Origin of the sequence: Pseudomonas sp. LH1G9, from assembly GCF_002949975.1 — a bacterium.
Classification (GTDB): Bacteria; Pseudomonadota; Gammaproteobacteria; order Pseudomonadales; family Pseudomonadaceae; genus Aquipseudomonas; species Aquipseudomonas veronii.
Map to the genome: position 1 here is coordinate 6,329,624 of NZ_CP026880.1, position 21,315 is coordinate 6,350,938.

The following is a 21,315-nucleotide window of genomic DNA, read 5'->3' on the forward strand; positions in this document are numbered from 1 at the left end:
CATGCGGCACATAATCTCCCTGCTTCTGGAGAACGAACCCGGCGCTCTGTCTCGTGTTGTCGGCTTGTTTTCGCAACGCAACTACAACATCGAAAGCCTGACCGTGGCACCGACCGAAGACCCGACCCTGTCGCGCCTGACGTTGACCACCGTGGGCCACGATGAGGTGATCGAGCAGATCACCAAAAACCTCAACAAGCTGATCGAAGTGGTCAAGCTGGTCGACCTGTCGGAAAGTGCCCACATCGAGCGCGAGCTGATGCTGGTTAAAGTCAAGGCCACGGGCGCCCAACGTGCCGAGATCAAGCGTACTACCGACATTTATCGCGGGCAGATCGTCGATGTGAGCGCCAGCGTTTATACCGTGCAATTGACCGGTACAAGCGACAAGCTGGACAGCTTCATCCAGTCGATCGGGACGGCCTCGATTCTGGAAACTGTACGCAGTGGTGTCACCGGGATTGCCCGTGGCGACAAAGTACTCAGCATCTAACCCAAATTAGTGAATGGCCTTAAGGCCTGGATATATAGAGGAACCTCATGAAAGTTTATTACGATAAAGATTGTGACCTGTCGATCATCCAGGGCAAGAAAGTCGCCATCATCGGCTACGGTTCCCAGGGCCACGCGCAAGCTTGCAACCTGAAAGATTCCGGCGTTGACGTGACTGTTGGCCTGCGCAAAGGCTCGGCCACTGTTGCCAAGGCTGAAGCCCACGGCCTGAAAGTGACTGACGTTGCTTCCGCCGTTGCCGCTGCCGACCTGGTCATGATCCTGACCCCGGATGAGTTCCAGTCCGCGCTGTACAAGAACGAAATCGAGCCGAACATCAAGAAGGGCGCCACCCTGGCCTTCTCCCACGGCTTCGCGATTCACTACAACCAAGTCGTGCCACGCGCTGACCTCGACGTGATCATGATCGCGCCGAAAGCCCCGGGCCACACCGTGCGTTCCGAGTTCGTCAAAGGCGGCGGTATCCCTGACCTGATCGCGATCTACCAGGACGCGTCGGGCAACGCCAAGAACGTTGCGCTGTCCTACGCTGCCGGCGTTGGTGGCGGTCGTACCGGCATCATCGAAACCACTTTCAAGGACGAGACTGAAACCGACCTGTTCGGCGAACAAGCTGTTCTGTGCGGTGGTACCGTTGAACTGGTCAAAGCCGGTTTCGAAACCCTGGTTGAAGCCGGCTACGCGCCGGAAATGGCCTACTTCGAATGCCTGCACGAACTGAAGTTGATCGTGGACCTCATGTACGAAGGCGGTATCGCCAACATGAACTACTCGATCTCCAACAACGCCGAATACGGCGAGTACGTGACTGGCCCGGAAGTGATCAACGCCGAGTCCCGTCAGGCCATGCGCAACGCCCTGAAACGCATTCAGGACGGTGAATACGCCAAAATGTTCATCAGCGAAGGCGCTACCGGCTACCCTTCGATGACCGCCAAGCGTCGTAACAACGCCGCTCACGGTATCGAAATCATCGGCGAGCAACTGCGCTCCATGATGCCGTGGATCGGTGCCAACAAGATCGTCGACAAAGCCAAAAACTAAGTCGGATGCATCTAGAAAAAACGCGGCTTAGGCCGCGTTTTTTCGTTTGGGTGGCTGGTTCTGGTATAAAGCTGCATCGTTTGCGGGCGAACACTCGCCGCAAGTATCTGTCGAATTTTTTCACACCGTTGCAAGGTAAAGTCCATGAGCGAACGTCCCGAAGAGCCAAACCAGGCTTCTGACGCCGATAGCCTGCTACCGATCGATGAACATGTTGAAGAAGGGCATGACGCGGAAGGCCGCAAGGTCCGGCATCGTGGCATCTATCTCCTGCCCAATCTGTTCACTACGGCGAACCTGTTTGCCGGGTTCTACTCCATCATCAACTCCATGAGCGCCCAGAGCGCGCTGGCGGCGGGTGATGCGGTGAGTGCCAGCAAGTACTTCGGTTTTGCGGCGATCGCCATCTTCGTCGCCATGGTGCTCGACGGTCTCGATGGGCGCGTGGCGCGCATGACCAATACCCAAAGCGCCTTCGGTGCCGAGTATGACTCGCTGTCGGACATGGTTGCCTTTGGTGTCGCGCCTGCGTTGCTGGCGTTTGCCTGGGCCCTGGGTGACATGGGCAAGGTCGGCTGGATGGTGGCCTTCATCTATGTCGCGGGCGCCGCGTTGCGCCTGGCGCGCTTCAACACCCAGGTGGGGACCGCCGACAAGCGTTACTTCATCGGCCTGGCCAGTCCGGCTGCTGCGGGCGTGGTGGCGGGGATCGTCTGGGCGTTCAGTGACTACGGCATCCAGGGATCGAAGATGTCGTTCCTGGTGGCCTTGATGGTTGCGGCCGCCGGCATGCTGATGGTCAGTAACATCAAGTACAACAGCTTCAAGGAGCTCGACCTCAAGGGGCGCGTGCCTTTCGTGGCCATCCTTGCGGTGGTGCTGGTGTTCGCCGTGGTCTTCAGCGATCCGCCGCGTATTCTGCTGCTGGTGTTCCTGGTGTATGCCGCTTCCGGGCCGGTTCAGTATCTGCTGCAACTGCGTCGGGACAAAACATTGCCTTAATGTAATTTCCCCCATACTCCGCAGTCTATTGGTGCATCAGTTCTCCAATGCTGCGGAGTTGCCATGTTAATCAAATTGCCCAAAGCGTCCGATTGTCATGAATCGGACGTCACTCCTGAATCCTTCTGCCTGTCTCGCCGTAGCTTGCTCGGTGGTGCGCTGGCCGGTGTTGCCGCCAGCAGCTTGCCGCGCTGGGCCAGCGCTGACGATGCCGCGCGCTATGCGGATGTCGAACCAGGCAAGGCGCCAGGCTGGTTTGCCGAAAAACTGCCAGGTACGAAATGGCAGGCGGTAACCGTCAAGGACGAAGCCATCACCCCGTTCAAGGACGCGACCCACTACAACAACTTCTATGAGTTCGGCACGGACAAGGGCGATCCAGCGGCGAATGCAGGTTCGCTCAAGACCGAGCCCTGGAGTGTGGTGATCGATGGCGAGGTCGCAAAGCCGGGGCGTTACGCCCTGGAAGACTTCATGAAGCCGTATCAATTGGAAGAGCGAATCTACCGTCTGCGCTGTGTGGAGGCGTGGTCGATGGTCATTCCGTGGATGGGTTTTCCCATTTCGGCGTTGCTCAAGCAGGTTGAGCCGACTTCCAAAGCCAAGTACATCCGCTTCGAAACCCTCCAGGACCCCAAAAGCATGCCGGGCCAGCGCTCGAGTTTCGGCTTGATCGATTGGCCCTATGTAGAAGGGCTGCGTCTGGATGAGGCGATGAATCCCCTGGCGATTCTGGCGGTGGGGATGTATGGGCGCGAGTTGCCTAACCAGAATGGCGCGCCGTTGCGTTTGGTGGTGCCATGGAAGTATGGCTTCAAGAGCGTGAAGTCCATCGTGCGTATCAGCTTGGTGAGCGAGCAGCCGAAAACCACCTGGCAAAGTATTGCGGCGAATGAGTACGGGTTTTATGCGAACGTGAACCCGACGGTCGACCACCCTCGTTGGACCCAGGCGCGTGAGCGGCGCTTGCCGAGTGGCCTGTTCAGCCCGAATGTGCGCGAGACGCAGATGTTCAACGGTTACTCGGATGAGGTGGCGGCGCTTTATACCGGCCTCGACCTGCGGAAGAACTACTGATGCGTTTCCCGATCTGGCGCATCAGCGTGTTTATCGCCACCGCGGTATGGCCGTTGCTCTGGCTGTACGAAGCGTGGCGTTCTGCCTTGGGGCCGGACCCAGGCAAGGTGCTGGTTGACCGGCTGGGCTTGGGCACGTTGATCCTGCTGCTGATTACCCTGGCGATGACACCGTTGCAGAAGTTGAGCGGTTGGGCAGGGTGGATCGCGGTGCGGCGTCAGTTGGGGTTGTGGTGCTTTGCTTATGTGGTGCTGCACCTGGCGGCATATTGTGTGTTTGTCCTGGGGCTGGATTGGTCGCAGTTGGGGGTGGAATTGAGTAAGCGCCCCTACATTATTGTGGGGGCCCTGGGTTTCCTGTCTTTGTTGGTGCTGGCGCTGACGTCGAATCGCTACAGTCAGCGTCGGTTGGGCAGCCGTTGGAAGAAGTTGCATCGCCTGGTGTATGGCGTGCTTGGGCTTGGCTTGTTGCATATGTTGTGGATCGTGCGGGCGGATCTGAAGGAGTGGGCTATCTATGCTTCTATAGGTGCGCTGCTTCTTGTCCTGCGGATACCGCCGGTGATGCGGCGAATTCCCCGCCTTATTGCGAAAAAAGCACCTTCTGCAACAAAAGCGTAATTAACCCTTGACGGCAAATCCTGGACGTCTATAATTCGCCCCACTTCCGGCGCAGTCGAAACGGAAAACTCCTTGGTAAACAAAGAGTTACGCAAGATTCGACAGCGACCTGCTTCAGTTCATCGAAGCCTGGAAGGAGTTGGTAGAGCAGTGTTGTTTGGCTCTATTAACGTTTCGATCTTCTCGGTCGAAAGCGGAGAAAAAGAGGTGTTGACAGCAGCGTGTAACGCTGTAGAATTCGCCTCCCGCTAACGAGAGATCGGAAGCGCAAGTGGTTGAAGTTACAAAGGAAACTTTGAAAACTTCTGAAAATAATCACTTGACAGCAAATGAGGCTGCTGTAGAATGCGCGCCTCGGTTGAGACGAAAGATCTTAACCAACCGCTCTTTAACAACTGAATCAAGCAATTCGTGTGGGTGCTTGTGGAGTCAGACTGATAGTCAACAAGATTATCAGCATCACAAGTTGCTCCGCGAGAAATCAAAGATGTAACCAACGATTGCTGAGCCAAGTTTAGGGTTTCTTAAAAACCCAAAGATGTTTGAACTGAAGAGTTTGATCATGGCTCAGATTGAACGCTGGCGGCAGGCCTAACACATGCAAGTCGAGCGGTAGAGAGAAGCTTGCTTCTCTTGAGAGCGGCGGACGGGTGAGTAATGCCTAGGAATCTGCCTGGTAGTGGGGGATAACGTTCGGAAACGGACGCTAATACCGCATACGTCCTACGGGAGAAAGCAGGGGACCTTCGGGCCTTGCGCTATCAGATGAGCCTAGGTCGGATTAGCTAGTTGGTGAGGTAATGGCTCACCAAGGCGACGATCCGTAACTGGTCTGAGAGGATGATCAGTCACACTGGAACTGAGACACGGTCCAGACTCCTACGGGAGGCAGCAGTGGGGAATATTGGACAATGGGCGAAAGCCTGATCCAGCCATGCCGCGTGTGTGAAGAAGGTCTTCGGATTGTAAAGCACTTTAAGTTGGGAGGAAGGGCAGTTACCTAATACGTGATTGTTTTGACGTTACCGACAGAATAAGCACCGGCTAACTCTGTGCCAGCAGCCGCGGTAATACAGAGGGTGCAAGCGTTAATCGGAATTACTGGGCGTAAAGCGCGCGTAGGTGGTTAGTTAAGTTGGATGTGAAATCCCCGGGCTCAACCTGGGAACTGCATTCAAAACTGACTGACTAGAGTATGGTAGAGGGTGGTGGAATTTCCTGTGTAGCGGTGAAATGCGTAGATATAGGAAGGAACACCAGTGGCGAAGGCGACCACCTGGACTGATACTGACACTGAGGTGCGAAAGCGTGGGGAGCAAACAGGATTAGATACCCTGGTAGTCCACGCCGTAAACGATGTCAACTAGCCGTTGGGAGCCTTGAGCTCTTAGTGGCGCAGCTAACGCATTAAGTTGACCGCCTGGGGAGTACGGCCGCAAGGTTAAAACTCAAATGAATTGACGGGGGCCCGCACAAGCGGTGGAGCATGTGGTTTAATTCGAAGCAACGCGAAGAACCTTACCAGGCCTTGACATCCAATGAACTTTCTAGAGATAGATTGGTGCCTTCGGGAACATTGAGACAGGTGCTGCATGGCTGTCGTCAGCTCGTGTCGTGAGATGTTGGGTTAAGTCCCGTAACGAGCGCAACCCTTGTCCTTAGTTACCAGCACGTTATGGTGGGCACTCTAAGGAGACTGCCGGTGACAAACCGGAGGAAGGTGGGGATGACGTCAAGTCATCATGGCCCTTACGGCCTGGGCTACACACGTGCTACAATGGTCGGTACAGAGGGTTGCCAAGCCGCGAGGTGGAGCTAATCCCAGAAAACCGATCGTAGTCCGGATCGCAGTCTGCAACTCGACTGCGTGAAGTCGGAATCGCTAGTAATCGCGAATCAGAATGTCGCGGTGAATACGTTCCCGGGCCTTGTACACACCGCCCGTCACACCATGGGAGTGGGTTGCACCAGAAGTAGCTAGTCTAACCTTCGGGGGGACGGTTACCACGGTGTGATTCATGACTGGGGTGAAGTCGTAACAAGGTAGCCGTAGGGGAACCTGCGGCTGGATCACCTCCTTAATCGACGACATCAGCTGCTCCATAAGTTCCCACACGAATTGCTTGATTCATTGAAGAAGACGATAAAGAAGCAGCCCGAAATTGGGTCTGTAGCTCAGTTGGTTAGAGCGCACCCCTGATAAGGGTGAGGTCGGCAGTTCGAATCTGCCCAGACCCACCAATTTTGTGTGGGAACCTGTAGAAATACGGGGCCATAGCTCAGCTGGGAGAGCGCCTGCCTTGCACGCAGGAGGTCAACGGTTCGATCCCGTTTGGCTCCACCACTACTGCTTCTGAAGTTTGAAAGCTTAGAAATGAGCATTCCATCGTGATGATGGTGAATGTTGATTTCTAGTCTTTGATTAGATCGTTCTTTAAAAATTTGGGTATGTGATAGAAAGATAGACTGAACGTTACTTTCACTGGTAACGGATCAGGCTAAGGTAAAATTTGTGAGTTCTCTTAATTGAGAAATTCGAATTTTCGGCGAATGTCGTCTTCACAGTATAACCAGATTGCTTGGGGTTATATGGTCAAGTGAAGAAGCGCATACGGTGGATGCCTTGGCAGTCAGAGGCGATGAAAGACGTGGTAGCCTGCGAAAAGCTTCGGGGAGTCGGCAAACAGACTTTGATCCGGAGATGTCTGAATGGGGGAACCCAGCCATCATAAGATGGTTACCTTACACTGAATACATAGGTGTAAGGGGCGAACCAGGGGAACTGAAACATCTAAGTACCCTGAGGAAAAGAAATCAACCGAGATTCCCTTAGTAGTGGCGAGCGAACGGGGACTAGCCCTTAAGTGGCTTTGAGATTAGCGGAACGCTCTGGAAAGTGCGGCCATAGTGGGTGATAGCCCTGTACGCGAAAATCTCTTAGTCATGAAATCGAGTAGGACGGAGCACGAGAAACTTTGTCTGAATATGGGGGGACCATCCTCCAAGGCTAAATACTACTGACTGACCGATAGTGAACTAGTACCGTGAGGGAAAGGCGAAAAGAACCCCGGAGAGGGGAGTGAAATAGATCCTGAAACCGTATGCGTACAAGCAGTGGGAGCCTACTTGTTAGGTGACTGCGTACCTTTTGTATAATGGGTCAGCGACTTATTTTCAGTGGCGAGCTTAACCGAATAGGGGAGGCGTAGCGAAAGCGAGTCTTAATAGGGCGTCTAGTCGCTGGGAATAGACCCGAAACCGGGCGATCTATCCATGGGCAGGTTGAAGGTTGGGTAACACTAACTGGAGGACCGAACCGACTACCGTTGAAAAGTTAGCGGATGACCTGTGGATCGGAGTGAAAGGCTAATCAAGCTCGGAGATAGCTGGTTCTCCTCGAAAGCTATTTAGGTAGCGCCTCATGTATCACTGTAGGGGGTAGAGCACTGTTTCGGCTAGGGGGTCATCCCGACTTACCAAACCGATGCAAACTCCGAATACCTACAAGTGCCGAGCATGGGAGACACACGGCGGGTGCTAACGTCCGTCGTGAAAAGGGAAACAACCCAGACCGTCAGCTAAGGTCCCAAAGTTATGGTTAAGTGGGAAACGATGTGGGAAGGCTTAGACAGCTAGGAGGTTGGCTTAGAAGCAGCCACCCTTTAAAGAAAGCGTAATAGCTCACTAGTCGAGTCGGCCTGCGCGGAAGATGTAACGGGGCTCAAACCATACACCGAAGCTACGGGTATCACGTAAGTGATGCGGTAGAGGAGCGTTCTGTAAGCCTGTGAAGGTGAGTTGAGAAGCTTGCTGGAGGTATCAGAAGTGCGAATGCTGACATGAGTAACGATAATGGGTGTGAAAAACACCCACGCCGAAAGACCAAGGTTTCCTGCGCAACGTTAATCGACGCAGGGTTAGTCGGTCCCTAAGGCGAGGCTGAAAAGCGTAGTCGATGGAAAACAGGTTAATATTCCTGTACTTCTGGTTATTGCGATGGAGGGACGGAGAAGGCTAGGCCAGCTTGGCGTTGGTTGTCCAAGTTTAAGGTGGTAGGCTGGAATCTTAGGTAAATCCGGGATTCTAAGGCCGAGAGCTGATGACGAGTCATCTTTTAGATGACGAAGTGGTTGATGCCATGCTTCCAAGAAAAGCTTCTAAGCTTCAGGTAACCAGGAACCGTACCCCAAACCGACACAGGTGGTTGGGTAGAGAATACCAAGGCGCTTGAGAGAACTCGGGTGAAGGAACTAGGCAAAATGGCACCGTAACTTCGGGAGAAGGTGCGCCGGTGAGGGTGAAGGACTTGCTCCGTAAGCTCATGCCGGTCGAAGATACCAGGCCGCTGCGACTGTTTATTAAAAACACAGCACTCTGCAAACACGAAAGTGGACGTATAGGGTGTGACGCCTGCCCGGTGCCGGAAGGTTAATTGATGGGGTTAGCTAACGCGAAGCTCTTGATCGAAGCCCCGGTAAACGGCGGCCGTAACTATAACGGTCCTAAGGTAGCGAAATTCCTTGTCGGGTAAGTTCCGACCTGCACGAATGGCGTAACGATGGCGGCGCTGTCTCCACCCGAGACTCAGTGAAATTGAAATCGCTGTGAAGATGCAGTGTATCCGCGGCTAGACGGAAAGACCCCGTGAACCTTTACTATAGCTTTGCACTGGACTTTGAATTTGCTTGTGTAGGATAGGTGGGAGGCTTTGAAGCGTGGACGCCAGTTCGCGTGGAGCCAACCTTGAAATACCACCCTGGCAACTTTGAGGTTCTAACTCAGGTCCGTTATCCGGATCGAGGACAGTGTATGGTGGGTAGTTTGACTGGGGCGGTCTCCTCCTAAAGAGTAACGGAGGAGTACGAAGGTGCGCTCAGACCGGTCGGAAATCGGTCGTAGAGTATAAAGGCAAAAGCGCGCTTGACTGCGAGACAGACACGTCGAGCAGGTACGAAAGTAGGTCTTAGTGATCCGGTGGTTCTGTATGGAAGGGCCATCGCTCAACGGATAAAAGGTACTCCGGGGATAACAGGCTGATACCGCCCAAGAGTTCATATCGACGGCGGTGTTTGGCACCTCGATGTCGGCTCATCACATCCTGGGGCTGAAGCCGGTCCCAAGGGTATGGCTGTTCGCCATTTAAAGTGGTACGCGAGCTGGGTTTAGAACGTCGTGAGACAGTTCGGTCCCTATCTGCCGTGGACGTTTGAGATTTGAGAGGGGCTGCTCCTAGTACGAGAGGACCGGAGTGGACGAACCTCTGGTGTTCCGGTTGTCACGCCAGTGGCATTGCCGGGTAGCTATGTTCGGAATAGATAACCGCTGAAAGCATCTAAGCGGGAAACTAGCCTCAAGATGAGATCTCACTGGGACCTTGAGTCCCCTGAAGGGCCGTCGAAGACTACGACGTTGATAGGTTGGGTGTGTAAGCGCTGTGAGGCGTTGAGCTAACCAATACTAATTGCCCGTGAGGCTTGACCATATAACACCCAAGCAATTTGCGAACTCGAAAGAGACCAGATTGCGGTGTGTGAAGACGAAACGAACCGAAAGTTCGACTCTTACAAAACACCGAAAACTATCACATACCCAATTTGCTGAAGCGAGGCCAACAGGTCACGACTCAGTACCCGAATTTCTTGACGACCATAGAGCATTGGAACCACCTGATCCCATCCCGAACTCAGCAGTGAAACGATGCATCGCCGATGGTAGTGTGGGGTTTCCCCATGTGAGAGTAGGTCATCGTCAAGATTAAATTCCAGAACCCCTGTTTGCTTATGCAGACAGGGGTTTTGTTTTGGGCGGTCGGAAAGGGTCAAGTGGCTCATCGGACGGCCTTCAGTGCTAAAGTCCATGCCTCGATTTTGCTTTTGCCAAGGAAGCCGTTATGCCGGATGCGATGCCTCTCAGCGCAGGATTCATGGTGGTTCACGGTAACCGCCTGGACGAACTGCGCAGCCTGGTGGTCAGTTGGATGCGCCGTTATCCCCTGGCCCCTCTGGAAAATGAAATCGCCCTAGTCCAGAGCAACGGCATCGCCCAATGGCTCAAGCTGGCCCTGGCCGAAGATCCGGAAGATGACGACATGGGCGGCTGCGGCATTGCTGCGGCGATCGACGTGCAACTGCCCGGCAGCTTCATGTGGCAGCTCTATCGCATGGTCCTGGGGCGCGACGAGATCCCGCCCAAATCCCTGCTCGATAAAGCCCCGCTGACCTGGCGCCTGATGCGCCTGCTCCCCGAGCTGATCAATCAACCGCACTTCGAGCCGCTGCAGCGCTTCCTCACGGACGACTCCGACCTGCGCAAACGCTACCAACTCGCCGAGCGATTGGCCGACCTGTTCGACCAATACCAGGTCTACCGCGCCGACTGGCTGGAAGATTGGGCCGCCGGCCGCCATCAGTTGCGTAACGGCCGCGGCGAATCCAAACCCCTCGACCCCGCCAACTGCTGGCAAGCCGAGTTATGGCGCGCCCTGCTGCTGGATGTGGGCGAAGCCGGCATGGCGCAAAGCCGTGCCGGTGTGCATCAGCGCTTTATCGAACGGATCAATAGCCTTGAGCAAGCACCGCCAGGGCTGCCTTCCCGAGTGATTGTTTTCGGCATTTCCTCATTGCCCGCCCAAGCACTCGAAGCGCTCGCCGGCCTGGCGCGCTTCAGTCAGGTCCTGCTCTGCGTCCACAACCCCTGTCGCCACCATTGGTCCGACATCGTGGCCGACAAGGACTTGCTGCGTAACGAATACAAACGCCAGGCACGCAAAGCCGGCATGCCGGTCACCATCGACCCGCAAACCCTGCACCAGCATGCTCACCCGTTGCTCGCCGCCTGGGGCAAACAAGGTCGCGACTACATCAGCCTGCTCGACAGCTACGACGATCCCAACAGCTACCGCGCTGCCTTCCGCGACGGCCGCATCGACCTGTTCAGCGACGGCGAACCGACCACACTGCTCAACCAGCTCCAGGACGATATCCTCGAACTGCGCCCGCTTAACGAAACCCGCGACCTCTGGCCCGCCGTCGATCTGCAGCGCGATACCTCAATCCGCTTTCACATCGCCCACAGCGCCCAACGCGAAGTGGAAATCCTCCACGACCAATTGCTCCAACGCTTCAGCGCCGATCCTGCGTTGCGTCCTCGCGACATCATCGTCATGGTCCCCGACGTCGACAGTTACGCGCCGCACATTCGCGCGGTGTTCGGCCAGTTGGACCGCAATGATCCGCGCTTCATCCCCTTCACCCTCACCGACCAGGGCCAACGCGGCCGCGACCCGCTGTTGATCGCCGTCGAACACCTGCTCAAGCTCCCCGACAGCCGCTTCCCGGTCAGTGAAATCCTCGACCTGCTCGACGTCCCGGCCCTGCGCGAACGCTTCGCCATCAAGGAGCGCGACCTGCCGACGCTGCATCGCTGGATCGAAGGCGCCGGCATCCGCTGGGGCCTCAATGCCGAACAGCGCGCCGGTCTTGGCCTGCCCCACGAGCTGGAGCAAAACAGCTGGCGATTTGGTTTGCGCCGTATGCTGCTCGGTTATGCCGTGGGCACGGGTGTCGCCTGTGACGGCATCGAGCCCTACGACGAAATTGGCGGCCTCGACGCGGCCTTGATCGGCCCGCTGGTCGCGTTGCTCGACGCACTCAGCGACGCTCACCAAGCCTTGTCGCAACCTGCGGCTCCGCAAGAATGGGGCGAGCGCCTGCAACGCTTGATGCAGCTGTTTTTCCTGCCCAGCAGCGAACACGACGACTACCTGTTGGGCCAGCTCGAACAGCTCCGCGAAACCTGGCTGGAAACCTGCGAATCCGTCGGCCTGCAGGACGAGTTACCGCTCACCGTAGTCCGCGAAGCGTGGCTAGCCGGTCTGGACCAAGGGCGCCTGTCCCAGCGCTTCCTCGCCGGAGCTGTCAATTTCTGCACCCTGATGCCGATGCGCGCGATCCCGTTCAAGCTGGTCTGCCTGCTCGGCATGAATGACGGCGACTACCCACGCGCCCAACCACCGCTGGATTTCGACCTGATGGGCAGCGACTACCGCCCCGGCGACCGCTCACGCCGCGAAGACGACCGCTATCTGCTGCTCGAAGCCCTGTTGTCAGCCCGCGACCAGCTCTACATCAGTTGGGTCGGCCGCAGCATTCGCGACAACAGCGAGCGCCCGGCGTCGGTATTGATCGGTCAACTGCGCGATCATCTCGCCAGCGGCTGGCAGTCAAGCCAAAGCGACGCACCGCTGCTTGACGCGATGACCCAGGAACACCCGCTCCAACCCTTCAGCGCGCGCTATTTCCACGCCGGCGACCCACTGTTCAGCTACGCCCGCGAATGGCAGTTGCTGCACGAAGTCACGGATGCGCCGCCAGACAACACCGAACTGGCGGCCCATCGACAGGAAGAACCCCTGAGCCTCGGCCAGTTGCAGGACTTCCTGCGCAACCCGGTCAAACACTTCTTCAGCCAGCGTCTGAAAGTATTCTTCGAGGCTGCCGAAGTGCCGCTGGCCGATGAGGAACCCTTTGTCCTCGACGCCCTGCAACGCTACAGCCTGAGCGACAGCCTGCTGAACGCCGCGCTGAGCCAGCCCGATCATGTCGACCAGGCGCTCGCCGCCCAGGCCCGTCGCCTGCAAGGCAGCGGCCTGCTGCCCATGGTCGGTTTCGGCGAGTGTCTGCGCAACGAACTGATCGAGCCCTTGCCCGGCCTGCTGCAACGCTATCAACAACTGCTGGCCCTCTGGCCCACTCCGCACACCGGCGCGGAACCGATCAGTTTCGAGCATCAAGGCATTCAGCTCGAAGGCTGGATCAGCGGCCTGCATCGGCGCAGTGATGGCGGATTGTTGAGCGCCACCACCATCCCCAACAGCATCGGCTCGATCAAGACCCGCAAGTGGCATCGGCTGATTCGCCCGTGGGTCAACCACTTGGTGGCCTGCGCCTGCGGCCTGCCGTTGAGTACCGCGCTGGTGGCCAGCGACGACACCTTGTTGTTGGCCCCGTTGGAACCCTCCAGCGCCCAGGACATCCTCGGCGACCTGCTGCTGGCCTGGCACGTCGGCATGGCCAAACCGCTGCCCGTCGCGGTTAAAACTGCGTTCGCCTGGCTCGGTCAGACCGACCCGGCCAAAGCTGCGGCGGCCGCGAGCAAAGCCTACGAAGGTGATGGCATCAACACTGATGGCGAGCGCCGCGAAACCCCCGCGCTGACCCGGCAATTCCCCGACTATGCGGCCCTGGTGGCCAGCGAAGCATTCGAAGGCTGGTGCGAAACCTTGTACCTGCCCCTGATCAACGCCGCCTGGCGATCACTCACTGGCGAGGAGGCCGGCGCATGAGCAGCAAACCCTTGGCCCTGGCCTTCCCGCTCAAAGGCAGCCAGCTGATTGAAGCCAGCGCCGGCACCGGCAAAACCTTCACCATTTCCGCCCTGTACCTGCGCCTGGTGCTCGGCCACGGTGGCGATGACGCCGGCTTCGGCCGCGAACTGCTGCCGCCGCAGATCCTCGTGGTGACCTTCACCGACGCCGCCACCAAGGAACTGCGCGAACGCATCCGCATCCGCCTGGCCGAAGCCGCGCGGTTCTTTCGCGATGAGATCCAACAGCCCGACGCCCTGATCGCCGAACTGCGCGATCAATACCCGCCTGCGCAATGGCCGGCCTGCGCCAACCGTCTGGACATCGCCGCGCAATGGATGGATGAAGCCGCCGTTTCGACCATCCACAGTTGGTGCCAGCGCATGCTGCGCGAACACGCCTTTGACAGCGGCAGCCTGTTCACCCAGACCCTGGAAACCGACCACAGCGACCTGCTCGGCGAAGTGCTGCGCGACTACTGGCGGCTGTTTTGCTACCCGATGCACGACGATGCGCTCAACTGGGTGCGCAACAACTGGGGGGGGCCGGCCGCGCTGATGCCACGGGTGCGCGCGCTGTTCGGCAGCGAACGGCCCAGCGGCGAAAGCCGCGAGCCGGCCGAGTTGATCACTGCGTGCCTGCAAGAACGCCGCGCCGCCTTGGTCGCCCTCAAGGCGCCGTGGCCGCAATGGGCCGACGAGTTGCGCGAGATCTGCCTGCAAGCCGTCGCCGCCAAAGCCGTCGATGGGCGCAAGATGCAAGCGCGTTACTTCGAACCCTGGTTCGAAAAGATCAGCGCCTGGGCCGCGGACGAATCCCTCGAACAGCTGGACATCGGCACCGGCTTCACCCGCCTGACCCCGGACGGCATGGCCGAAGCCTGGAAGGGCGAGCCGCCGCATCATCCGGGCATCGACGCCATGGCCAGCCTCAAGGCCAGCCTGGATGCGCTGCCCACCCCCGACGCCGCCGTGTTGCAACACGCCGCCGCGTGGGTCGGCAAACGCTTCGAAGATGAAAAACGCCGGCGCGCCGAAATGGGCTTCGACGACATGCTGATCCGCCTCAACGCCGCCCTGCAAAGCGACGGCGGCGAGCGTCTGGCCAGCGTGATCCGCGAACAGTTCCCGGTCGCCCTGATCGACGAGTTCCAAGACACCGACCCGGTGCAATACAGCATCTTCGACAGCATCTACCGCATCGAAGAAAACCACCTCGACAGCGGCCTGTTCCTGATCGGCGACCCCAAGCAGGCGATCTACGCCTTCCGTGGCGCCGACATCTACACCTACCTGCGCGCGCGCCAATCCACCACCGGCCGGCATCACACCCTGGGCACCAACTTCCGCTCCAGCCACGCGATGGTCGAGGCGGTCAACCATGTGTTCCAGCGTGCGGAAACCGGGCGTGGCGCGTTTCTGTTCCGTAAGCCGAGTGGCGAAAACCCGGTGCCGTTCCAGCCGGTGCTGTCCCAAGGCCGCAAGGAGCAACTGCAGGTCGATGGTCAGACGCTGCCCGCGCTGAACCTCTGGCACCTGCCCACCGATCAGCCGATTTCCAACGCGGTTTATCGTCAGCAACTGGCGGCGGCCTGCGCCACACAGATTGTCGAATTGCTCAACGGCGGGCAGCAAGGCCGCGCTGGTTTCCTACACGCCGACGGCAGCTTCGATGGCGTGTTGCCGTCGGACATCGCCATCCTCGTGCGCGACGGTAAGGAAGCCCAAGCCGTGCGCGGTGAGTTGGCCGCCCGTGGCGTGCGCAGCGTGTACCTGTCGGACAAGGACTCGGTGTTCGCCGCCCAAGAGGCGCACGACCTGCTGGCCTGGCTCAAGGCCTGTGCCGAACCGGACGTCGAACGCCCGCTGCGCGCCGCGCTGGCTTGCGTCACCTTGAACCTGTCACTGCCGGAACTTGAGCGTCTGAACCAGGACGAACTGGCGTGGGAAAGCCGCGTGATGCAGTTCCGTGGCTACCGCGCGATCTGGCGCAGCCAAGGCGTGCTGCCGATGCTGCGTCGCCTGCTTCACGACTTCAAACTGCCGCAAACCCTGATCGCCCGCAGCGATGGCGAGCGCGTGCTGACCAACCTGTTGCACCTCAGCGAACTGCTGCAACAGGCGGCCTCCGAACTGGACGGCGAACAGGCCTTGATCCGCCACCTGGCCGAACACCTCGCGCTGTCGGGGCAGGCCGGTGAAGAACAGATCCTGCGCCTGGAAAGCGACGAGCAACTGGTCAAGGTGGTGACCATCCACAAATCCAAGGGCCTGGAATACGACCTGGTGTTCCTGCCCTTCATCTGCTCGGCCAAACCGGTGGATGGCAGCCGCTTGCCGCTGCATTACCACGATGCCAACGGCAAGTCGCAGGTGAGCTTGCGCCCGACCACCGAGTTGATCGCCCAGGCCGATGACGAGCGCCTGGCGGAAGATCTGCGTCTGTTCTACGTCGCCCTGACCCGCGCCAAACATGCGTGCTGGCTGGGCATTGCCGACCTCAAGCGCGGCAACAACAGCAGCTCGGTGCTGCACCTGTCGGCGCTGGGCTATTTGCTCGGTGCCGGCGCCGCGTTGGCGGAGTCCGCCGGCCTGGCGCGCTGGTTGCTGGACCTGCAGGCAGGCTGTGCCGCCGTGCATTACGCGCCGATGCCCGAAGCCCACGCCAGCGTCTTCCACCCGCCGCGTAACGAAGCCACGCTGCTCGCGCCCTTGCTGCCCAAACGCAAGGCCGCGGAAAACTGGTGGATCGCGTCCTACAGCGCCTTGCGCATCGGCGACAGCATGAGCGCCGCCAACCTTGAAGCGCCGGAAAGCCCGCAAGCCCAGAAGCTGTTCGACGACGAACGCCTCGACCCTGACGCACCGCGTGAAGCGGCGGCGTCCGGCAGCGATATTCACCGTTTCCCACGCGGCCCTAACCCCGGCACCTTCCTCCATGGTCTGCTGGAGTGGGCGGGCGAAGACGGCTTCGACGTGACCCCGCAGGCTATCGAAAACGCCGTGGGCGCGCGCTGCAACCGCCGCAACTGGGAAGGCTGGATCATCACCCTCAGCGGTTGGCTCGGCCATCTGCTGCAAACACCGCTGCCGCTGGATAACGATCAGGTCACGCTCAGCGGCCTGCAGCACTACCAGATCGAAATGGAGTTCTGGTTCGCCAGCCATAAAGTCGACGTGCTCGCCCTCGACAAGCTGGTGTGCCAGTACACCCACAACGGCGTCTCCCGCGTCGCAGCGGAACCGGTGTTGCTCAACGGCATGTTCAAAGGCTTCATCGACCTGACCTTCGAGCACGACGGCCGTTACTACGTGGCCGACTACAAATCCAACTGGCTCGGCCCCGATGATTCGGCCTACACCCAGGACGCCATGGAACAGTCGATCCTTGAGCATCGGTACGACCTGCAATACGTGCTTTACCTGCTGGCCCTGCATCGCCAACTCAAGGCGCGCCTGCCGGATTACGACTACGACCGCCATGTCGGCGGCGCGCTCTATCTGTTCCTGCGCGGCACTCGGGCCGCCAGCCAGGGGGCGTACTTCACGCGGCCGCCACGGGCGCTGATCGAGAGCCTGGACCTGATGTTCCAAGGCCAATCGTTACCGCCCAAGGCTGAGCCCGCCTGGGAACAAGGAGTGTTGCTATGAGCCTGTCGCCGTTACCGCTGGAGGCACTGATGCCCCTCAGCCGCGCCGCCGATCTGGTGCAACTGTTCGAACGTTGGGTCGAGCGTGGCTGGCTGCGCGCGCTGGATAAGGCGTTCGTCGGCTTTCTGCACGAACTCGACCCGCAGGCCGACCCCTTGGTGTTGCTGGCCGCGGCCCTGACCAGCCATCAACTGGGCCACGGCCATGTGTGCCTGGACCTGTTCGAGACCCTCAAGGCGCCGGATTTCGCCCTGTCCCTGCCGCCGGAAGGCGACCTGCAAACCGGCGCCATGCTGCTGCCGTCGCAACTGCTCGCGGGCCTGGACGGCGCGCATTGGTGCCACGCCCTGGCCGCCAGCCCCTTGGTCGCGTTGGCCGTCGACGGCAGCGAGGCCGCGCAAAGTCGCCCGTTGGTGCTGTCTGGCAAACGCTTGTACCTGCGCCGCTATTGGACCTACGAACGGCGCATCGACACGGCCTTGCGCCTGCGCCTGGCCACAGCAGAAAGCCTCGCCGCCGATCTGCCCCAGCGCCTGAACGGTCTGTTCGACCAAGCGCCGCCCGATGGAGTGATCGACTGGCAGAAACTCGCCTGCGCCCTGGCCACTCGCGGGGCGTTCAGTATCGTCACCGGCGGCCCCGGCACCGGCAAGACCACCACCGTGGTGCGCTTGCTCGCGCTGTTGCAGGCGCCGGCCGTAGAAGCCGGCAGCCCGTTGCGCATTCGTCTGGCGGCGCCCACCGGTAAAGCCGCCGCACGGCTTACCGAGTCCATCAGCCAGCAAGTGCTGTCGCTGAATGTGCCTGACAACGTGCGGGAAAAAATCCCGACCCAGGTCACCACCGTCCACCGCCTGCTCGGCAGCCGCCCGGGCACCCGCCACTTCCGTCATCACCTGGGCAATCCATTGCCGCTGGATGTGCTGGTGGTGGATGAAGCCTCGATGATCGACCTGGAAATGATGGCCAACCTGCTTGATGCCTTGCCGCCCCACGCACGCTTGGTGCTGCTGGGCGACAAGGACCAACTCGCCTCGGTCGAGGCCGGCGCCGTACTCGGCGACCTGTGCCGCGACGCCGAGGCCGGCTGGTACAGCGCCGACACCCGCCGATGGCTGCAAGCGGTCAGCGGTGAAGACCTGGGCAACAGCGGCCTGCAGGAAGACCTCGATGGCAGCCATCCGCTCGCCCAGCAAGTGGTGATGCTGCGCTACTCGCGGCGCTTCGGCGAAGGCAGCGGCATCGGCCAACTGGCGCGTTGGGTCAACCAGCAGAACGCCGAAGAAGCCCGACGGTTACTGGCCGCGGGCAGCCACCGTGACCTGTTCTGCGTCAGCCTCAAGGGCGAACACGACCACGCATTGGAACGCCTGGTGCTGGACGGGCCGGGCGATGGTGCCGAGGGCTACCGTGCCTACCTGAACCTGCTGCACGCCGCGCGCCCGTCTCTCGACACCCCGCGTGACGACCCCGCCTGGACCCATTGGGCGCAACAACTGCTGCACGCCTTCGACGCCTTCCAACTGCTCTGCGCCGTGCGCAAGGGCCCTTGGGGCGTGGAAGGGCTGAACCTGCGCATCACCGCCGCCTTGCGCAAAGCGCGGCTGATCGACGGCGACGAGCAGTGGTACGAAGGCCGCCCGGTGCTGATGACCCGCAACGATTACGGCCTGGGCCTGATGAACGGCGACATCGGCATCGCCCTGAAATTGCCCGAAAGCGCCGGCGGCCCCCACGTGTTGCGCGTGGCCTTCCCGCGTAACGACGGCCAGGGCGGCGTGCGCTTTGTGCTGCCCAGCCGGCTCAACGATGTGGAAACCGTGTACGCCATGACCGTGCACAAATCCCAGGGCTCCGAGTTCACCCACACCGCGTTGATCCTGCCGGACGCGCTGAACCCGGTGCTCACCAAAGAACTGATCTACACCGGCATCACCCGCGCCAAGCGCTGGTTCAGCCTGATCGAGCCACGCGGCGGGGTGTTCGAAGAAGCCGTGCGGCGCAAGGTCAAGCGCTTGAGCGGGTTGATGCTGGAGTTGGGGCATGAGCCCGGGAAACCTGACTGATCGGTCATTTGGTATTTCGGATTTGAGTGTCATATTTTTCTGAAAAAATAGCGGGACCCTTCGAGGCGTAGCCTCGCGGGGCTTTCCGCCGCTGTGCTATCGTTGCGGCATCACCCCTCGTTGACACCTGAGAGAATCGCTGCATGAACGTGGCTGTCTCGTCCACAGAGCATCGCTTGAGCTGGAGACGCATGTTACTGGTGGCCGTGCTGTGCCTGCTCGCGCCGCGTGCTTTTGCCCAGACGGCCAGCCCCGTGGGCATGGCCGACTCCCGTGCCCAGGCGGTGACCCAGGTGGTGCTGGGTATCCTCAGTTATGCGCGCTGGCCGGTGGAACCGGCGCAACTGCGCCTGTGCGTCGTCGGGCCGACCCAATACACCGACGACCTGGTCAAAGGCACCACCCAAGCCACCGGTCGCCCGGTGGTGGTGCAGCGCCTGCTGGCCGACAACCCCGATATCGTCAATGCCTGCGACGCTGTGTACATCGGCGAACTCAATGCCGATGAGCGCAGCCGCTTGTTTGCGTCGTTGATGGGCCACCCGGTGCTGAGCATCAGCGAAGGCGGCGACCAATGCACCGTCGGCAGTCTGTTCTGCCTGCGGGTGGGCGATGAGCAGGTGTCGTTCGAGGTCAACCTCGACTCCGTGGCCCGCAGCGGCGTGCGTATTCACCCCAGCGTGTTGCAGCTGTCGCGCCGTCGAGCGCCTGCGTCATGAGATGGACGAAAGCGCAACCGACCCTGCGCTCGGTCATCGGCCGCGGGCACTTGATCCTGGCGTTGGTGGCGGTGACGCTGGCCAGTGTGTCCCTGACCTTGCTCGGGGTGCTGGCGCTGCGCGTGTATGCCGAGCACAACCTGCACCTGATCGCACGCTCCATCAATTACACCGTGGAAGCGGCGGTGGTGTTCAACGACCGTGCGGCGGCCACCGAAGCCCTCAGCCTGATCGCCTCCACCGAAGAAGTGGCCCAGGCCCAAGTCTTCGACGCCAACGGCCGGCTGCTGGCGCAGTGGCTACGGCCGGACACCGGGATGTTGTCCCGGGTCGAGCTGCAACTGGCCCATTCTCTGCTCGAACAGCCGATCAGCCAGCCGATCGTTCACCAGGGGCGCACCATCGGCAGCATTCACCTGACCGGTCACGGCGCCAGCCTGTTGCGCTTTTTGCTCAGCGGCCTGGCCGGGATTCTGATCTGCACCGTCCTCAGCGCCTGGGTCGCCGTGCATTTGGCGCGGCGCCTGTTGCAGGGGATTACCGGGCCGTTGCACAGCCTCGCGGCGGTGGCCCACGCCGCGCGCATCGAGCGCGACTTCGACCGCCGCGTGCCACGGGCACAAATCGCCGAACTCGACAGCCTGGGCAACGACTTCAATGCCCTGCTGGAAGAAATGCAAGCCTGGCAAAACCACCTGCAAAGCGAAAACGAAAGCCTTGCCCACCAGGCCAATCACGACAGCCTGACCGGCCTGCCCAACCGCGCGTTCTTCGAAGGCCGCCTGATCCGTGCCCTGCGCAGCGCCGCCAAGGCCAACGAGCGGGTGGCGGTGCTGTTTCTCGACAGTGACCGCTTCAAAGACATCAACGACAACTTCGGTCACGCCGCCGGCGATGCGGTGCTGGTGGCGGTTGCCACGCGCGTGCGCGCGCAATTGCGCGAAGACGACCTGGTGGCACGCCTGGGCGGCGACGAGTTCGCCATCCTGCTCTCGCCGCTGCACAAACTAGAAGATGCCCAGCGCATCGCCGACAAGATCATTGCCAGCATGGACATACCGATCCCGGTGCCGGGCGACACCCACGTGTTGACCTCCCTGAGTATCGGCATCGCCATCTACCCCGATCATGGCGTCACCCCCGGCGCCCTGCTCAACGCCGCCGATGCGGCGATGTACCAGGCCAAACGGTTGTCACTGGGCGGCCAGCAAACGGCGGAGGCGGAGCTCCCCGTCGTCAACGTTCACCACAGGAGTTGAT

The 21,315-nt window shown here is 59.9% G+C and carries 10 protein-coding genes, 2 tRNA genes and 3 rRNA genes; all 15 read left to right on the top strand.

Annotated elements, in window-relative coordinates:
• Position 1: 1 nt before the first annotated feature.
• Positions 2-493 carry an acetolactate synthase small subunit gene (gene ilvN / locus C5F70_RS29360; RefSeq protein ID WP_003176102.1) on the top strand — a complete coding sequence of 164 codons (492 nt, stop codon included), beginning with the start codon at positions 2-4 and terminating at the stop codon, positions 491-493.
• A gap of 47 nt (positions 494-540) precedes the next feature.
• The gene (ilvC, locus tag C5F70_RS29365; protein ID WP_003212125.1) at positions 541-1,557 is read left to right on the top strand and encodes a ketol-acid reductoisomerase; all 1,017 of its coding nucleotides are present in this window, start codon (positions 541-543) and stop codon (positions 1,555-1,557) included.
• Positions 1,558-1,701: 144 nt separating this feature from the next.
• Positions 1,702-2,559 carry a CDP-diacylglycerol--serine O-phosphatidyltransferase gene (pssA, locus tag C5F70_RS29370; RefSeq protein ID WP_017847454.1) on the top strand — a complete coding sequence of 286 codons (858 nt, stop codon included), beginning with the start codon at positions 1,702-1,704 and terminating at the stop codon, positions 2,557-2,559.
• Positions 2,560-2,622: 63 nt separating this feature from the next.
• Entirely contained in the window at positions 2,623-3,636 is a 1,014-nt protein-coding gene (gene msrP, locus C5F70_RS29375; protein ID WP_104904450.1) for a protein-methionine-sulfoxide reductase catalytic subunit MsrP, read from the top strand.
• Complete coding sequence (gene msrQ / locus C5F70_RS29380) at positions 3,636-4,256, top strand: protein-methionine-sulfoxide reductase heme-binding subunit MsrQ (RefSeq protein ID WP_017847456.1); 621 nt, start codon at positions 3,636-3,638, stop codon at positions 4,254-4,256. Before msrP ends, msrQ begins: the two co-directional genes overlap by 1 nt.
• A gap of 544 nt (positions 4,257-4,800) precedes the next feature.
• Positions 4,801-6,337: ribosomal RNA gene (locus C5F70_RS29390) — 16S ribosomal RNA — on the top strand.
• An 83-nt stretch (positions 6,338-6,420) separates the two neighbouring features.
• Positions 6,421-6,497, top strand: a tRNA-Ile gene (locus tag C5F70_RS29395).
• Between the two features lie 27 nt (positions 6,498-6,524).
• Positions 6,525-6,600, top strand: a tRNA-Ala gene (locus C5F70_RS29400).
• A 247-nt stretch (positions 6,601-6,847) separates the two neighbouring features.
• A 23S ribosomal RNA gene (locus C5F70_RS29405) occupies positions 6,848-9,738 on the top strand.
• Positions 9,739-9,894: 156 nt separating this feature from the next.
• A 5S ribosomal RNA gene (rrf, locus tag C5F70_RS29410) occupies positions 9,895-10,010 on the top strand.
• Together the 16S, 23S and 5S rRNA genes with 2 tRNA genes alongside form the textbook arrangement of a ribosomal RNA operon.
• A 136-nt stretch (positions 10,011-10,146) precedes the next feature.
• Entirely contained in the window at positions 10,147-13,599 is a 3,453-nt protein-coding gene (gene recC / locus C5F70_RS29415) for an exodeoxyribonuclease V subunit gamma (RefSeq protein WP_104904451.1), read from the top strand.
• Complete coding sequence (recB, locus tag C5F70_RS29420; protein ID WP_104904452.1) at positions 13,596-17,270, top strand: exodeoxyribonuclease V subunit beta; 3,675 nt, start codon at positions 13,596-13,598, stop codon at positions 17,268-17,270. The genes recC and recB overlap by 4 nt, the downstream gene beginning before the upstream one ends.
• Entirely contained in the window at positions 17,267-19,336 is a 2,070-nt protein-coding gene (gene recD, locus C5F70_RS29425) for an exodeoxyribonuclease V subunit alpha (protein ID WP_104904453.1), read from the top strand. Before recB ends, recD begins: the two co-directional genes overlap by 4 nt.
• A gap of 143 nt (positions 19,337-19,479) precedes the next feature.
• Complete coding sequence (locus tag C5F70_RS29430) at positions 19,480-20,055, top strand: YfiR family protein (protein ID WP_026140348.1); 576 nt, start codon at positions 19,480-19,482, stop codon at positions 20,053-20,055.
• Positions 20,052-21,314 (top strand): diguanylate cyclase domain-containing protein, encoded by a 1,263-nt coding sequence (locus tag C5F70_RS29435; RefSeq protein WP_046382064.1) that lies wholly within the window; start codon positions 20,052-20,054, stop codon positions 21,312-21,314. The genes C5F70_RS29430 and C5F70_RS29435 overlap by 4 nt, the downstream gene beginning before the upstream one ends.
• The last annotated feature ends 1 nt before the right edge of the window (position 21,315 follow it).

Coding starts and splice junctions, on each gene's coding strand:
- ilvN (WP_003176102.1), top strand. CDS start 2: ATGCGGCACATAATCTCCCTGCTTCTGGAGAACGAACCCGGCGCTCTG.
- ilvC (WP_003212125.1), top strand. CDS start 541: ATGAAAGTTTATTACGATAAAGATTGTGACCTGTCGATCATCCAGGGC.
- pssA (WP_017847454.1), top strand. CDS start 1,702: ATGAGCGAACGTCCCGAAGAGCCAAACCAGGCTTCTGACGCCGATAGC.
- msrP (WP_104904450.1), top strand. CDS start 2,623: ATGTTAATCAAATTGCCCAAAGCGTCCGATTGTCATGAATCGGACGTC.
- msrQ (WP_017847456.1), top strand. CDS start 3,636: ATGCGTTTCCCGATCTGGCGCATCAGCGTGTTTATCGCCACCGCGGTA.
- recC (WP_104904451.1), top strand. CDS start 10,147: ATGCCGGATGCGATGCCTCTCAGCGCAGGATTCATGGTGGTTCACGGT.
- recB (WP_104904452.1), top strand. CDS start 13,596: ATGAGCAGCAAACCCTTGGCCCTGGCCTTCCCGCTCAAAGGCAGCCAG.
- recD (WP_104904453.1), top strand. CDS start 17,267: ATGAGCCTGTCGCCGTTACCGCTGGAGGCACTGATGCCCCTCAGCCGC.
- C5F70_RS29430 (WP_026140348.1), top strand. CDS start 19,480: ATGAACGTGGCTGTCTCGTCCACAGAGCATCGCTTGAGCTGGAGACGC.
- C5F70_RS29435 (WP_046382064.1), top strand. CDS start 20,052: ATGAGATGGACGAAAGCGCAACCGACCCTGCGCTCGGTCATCGGCCGC.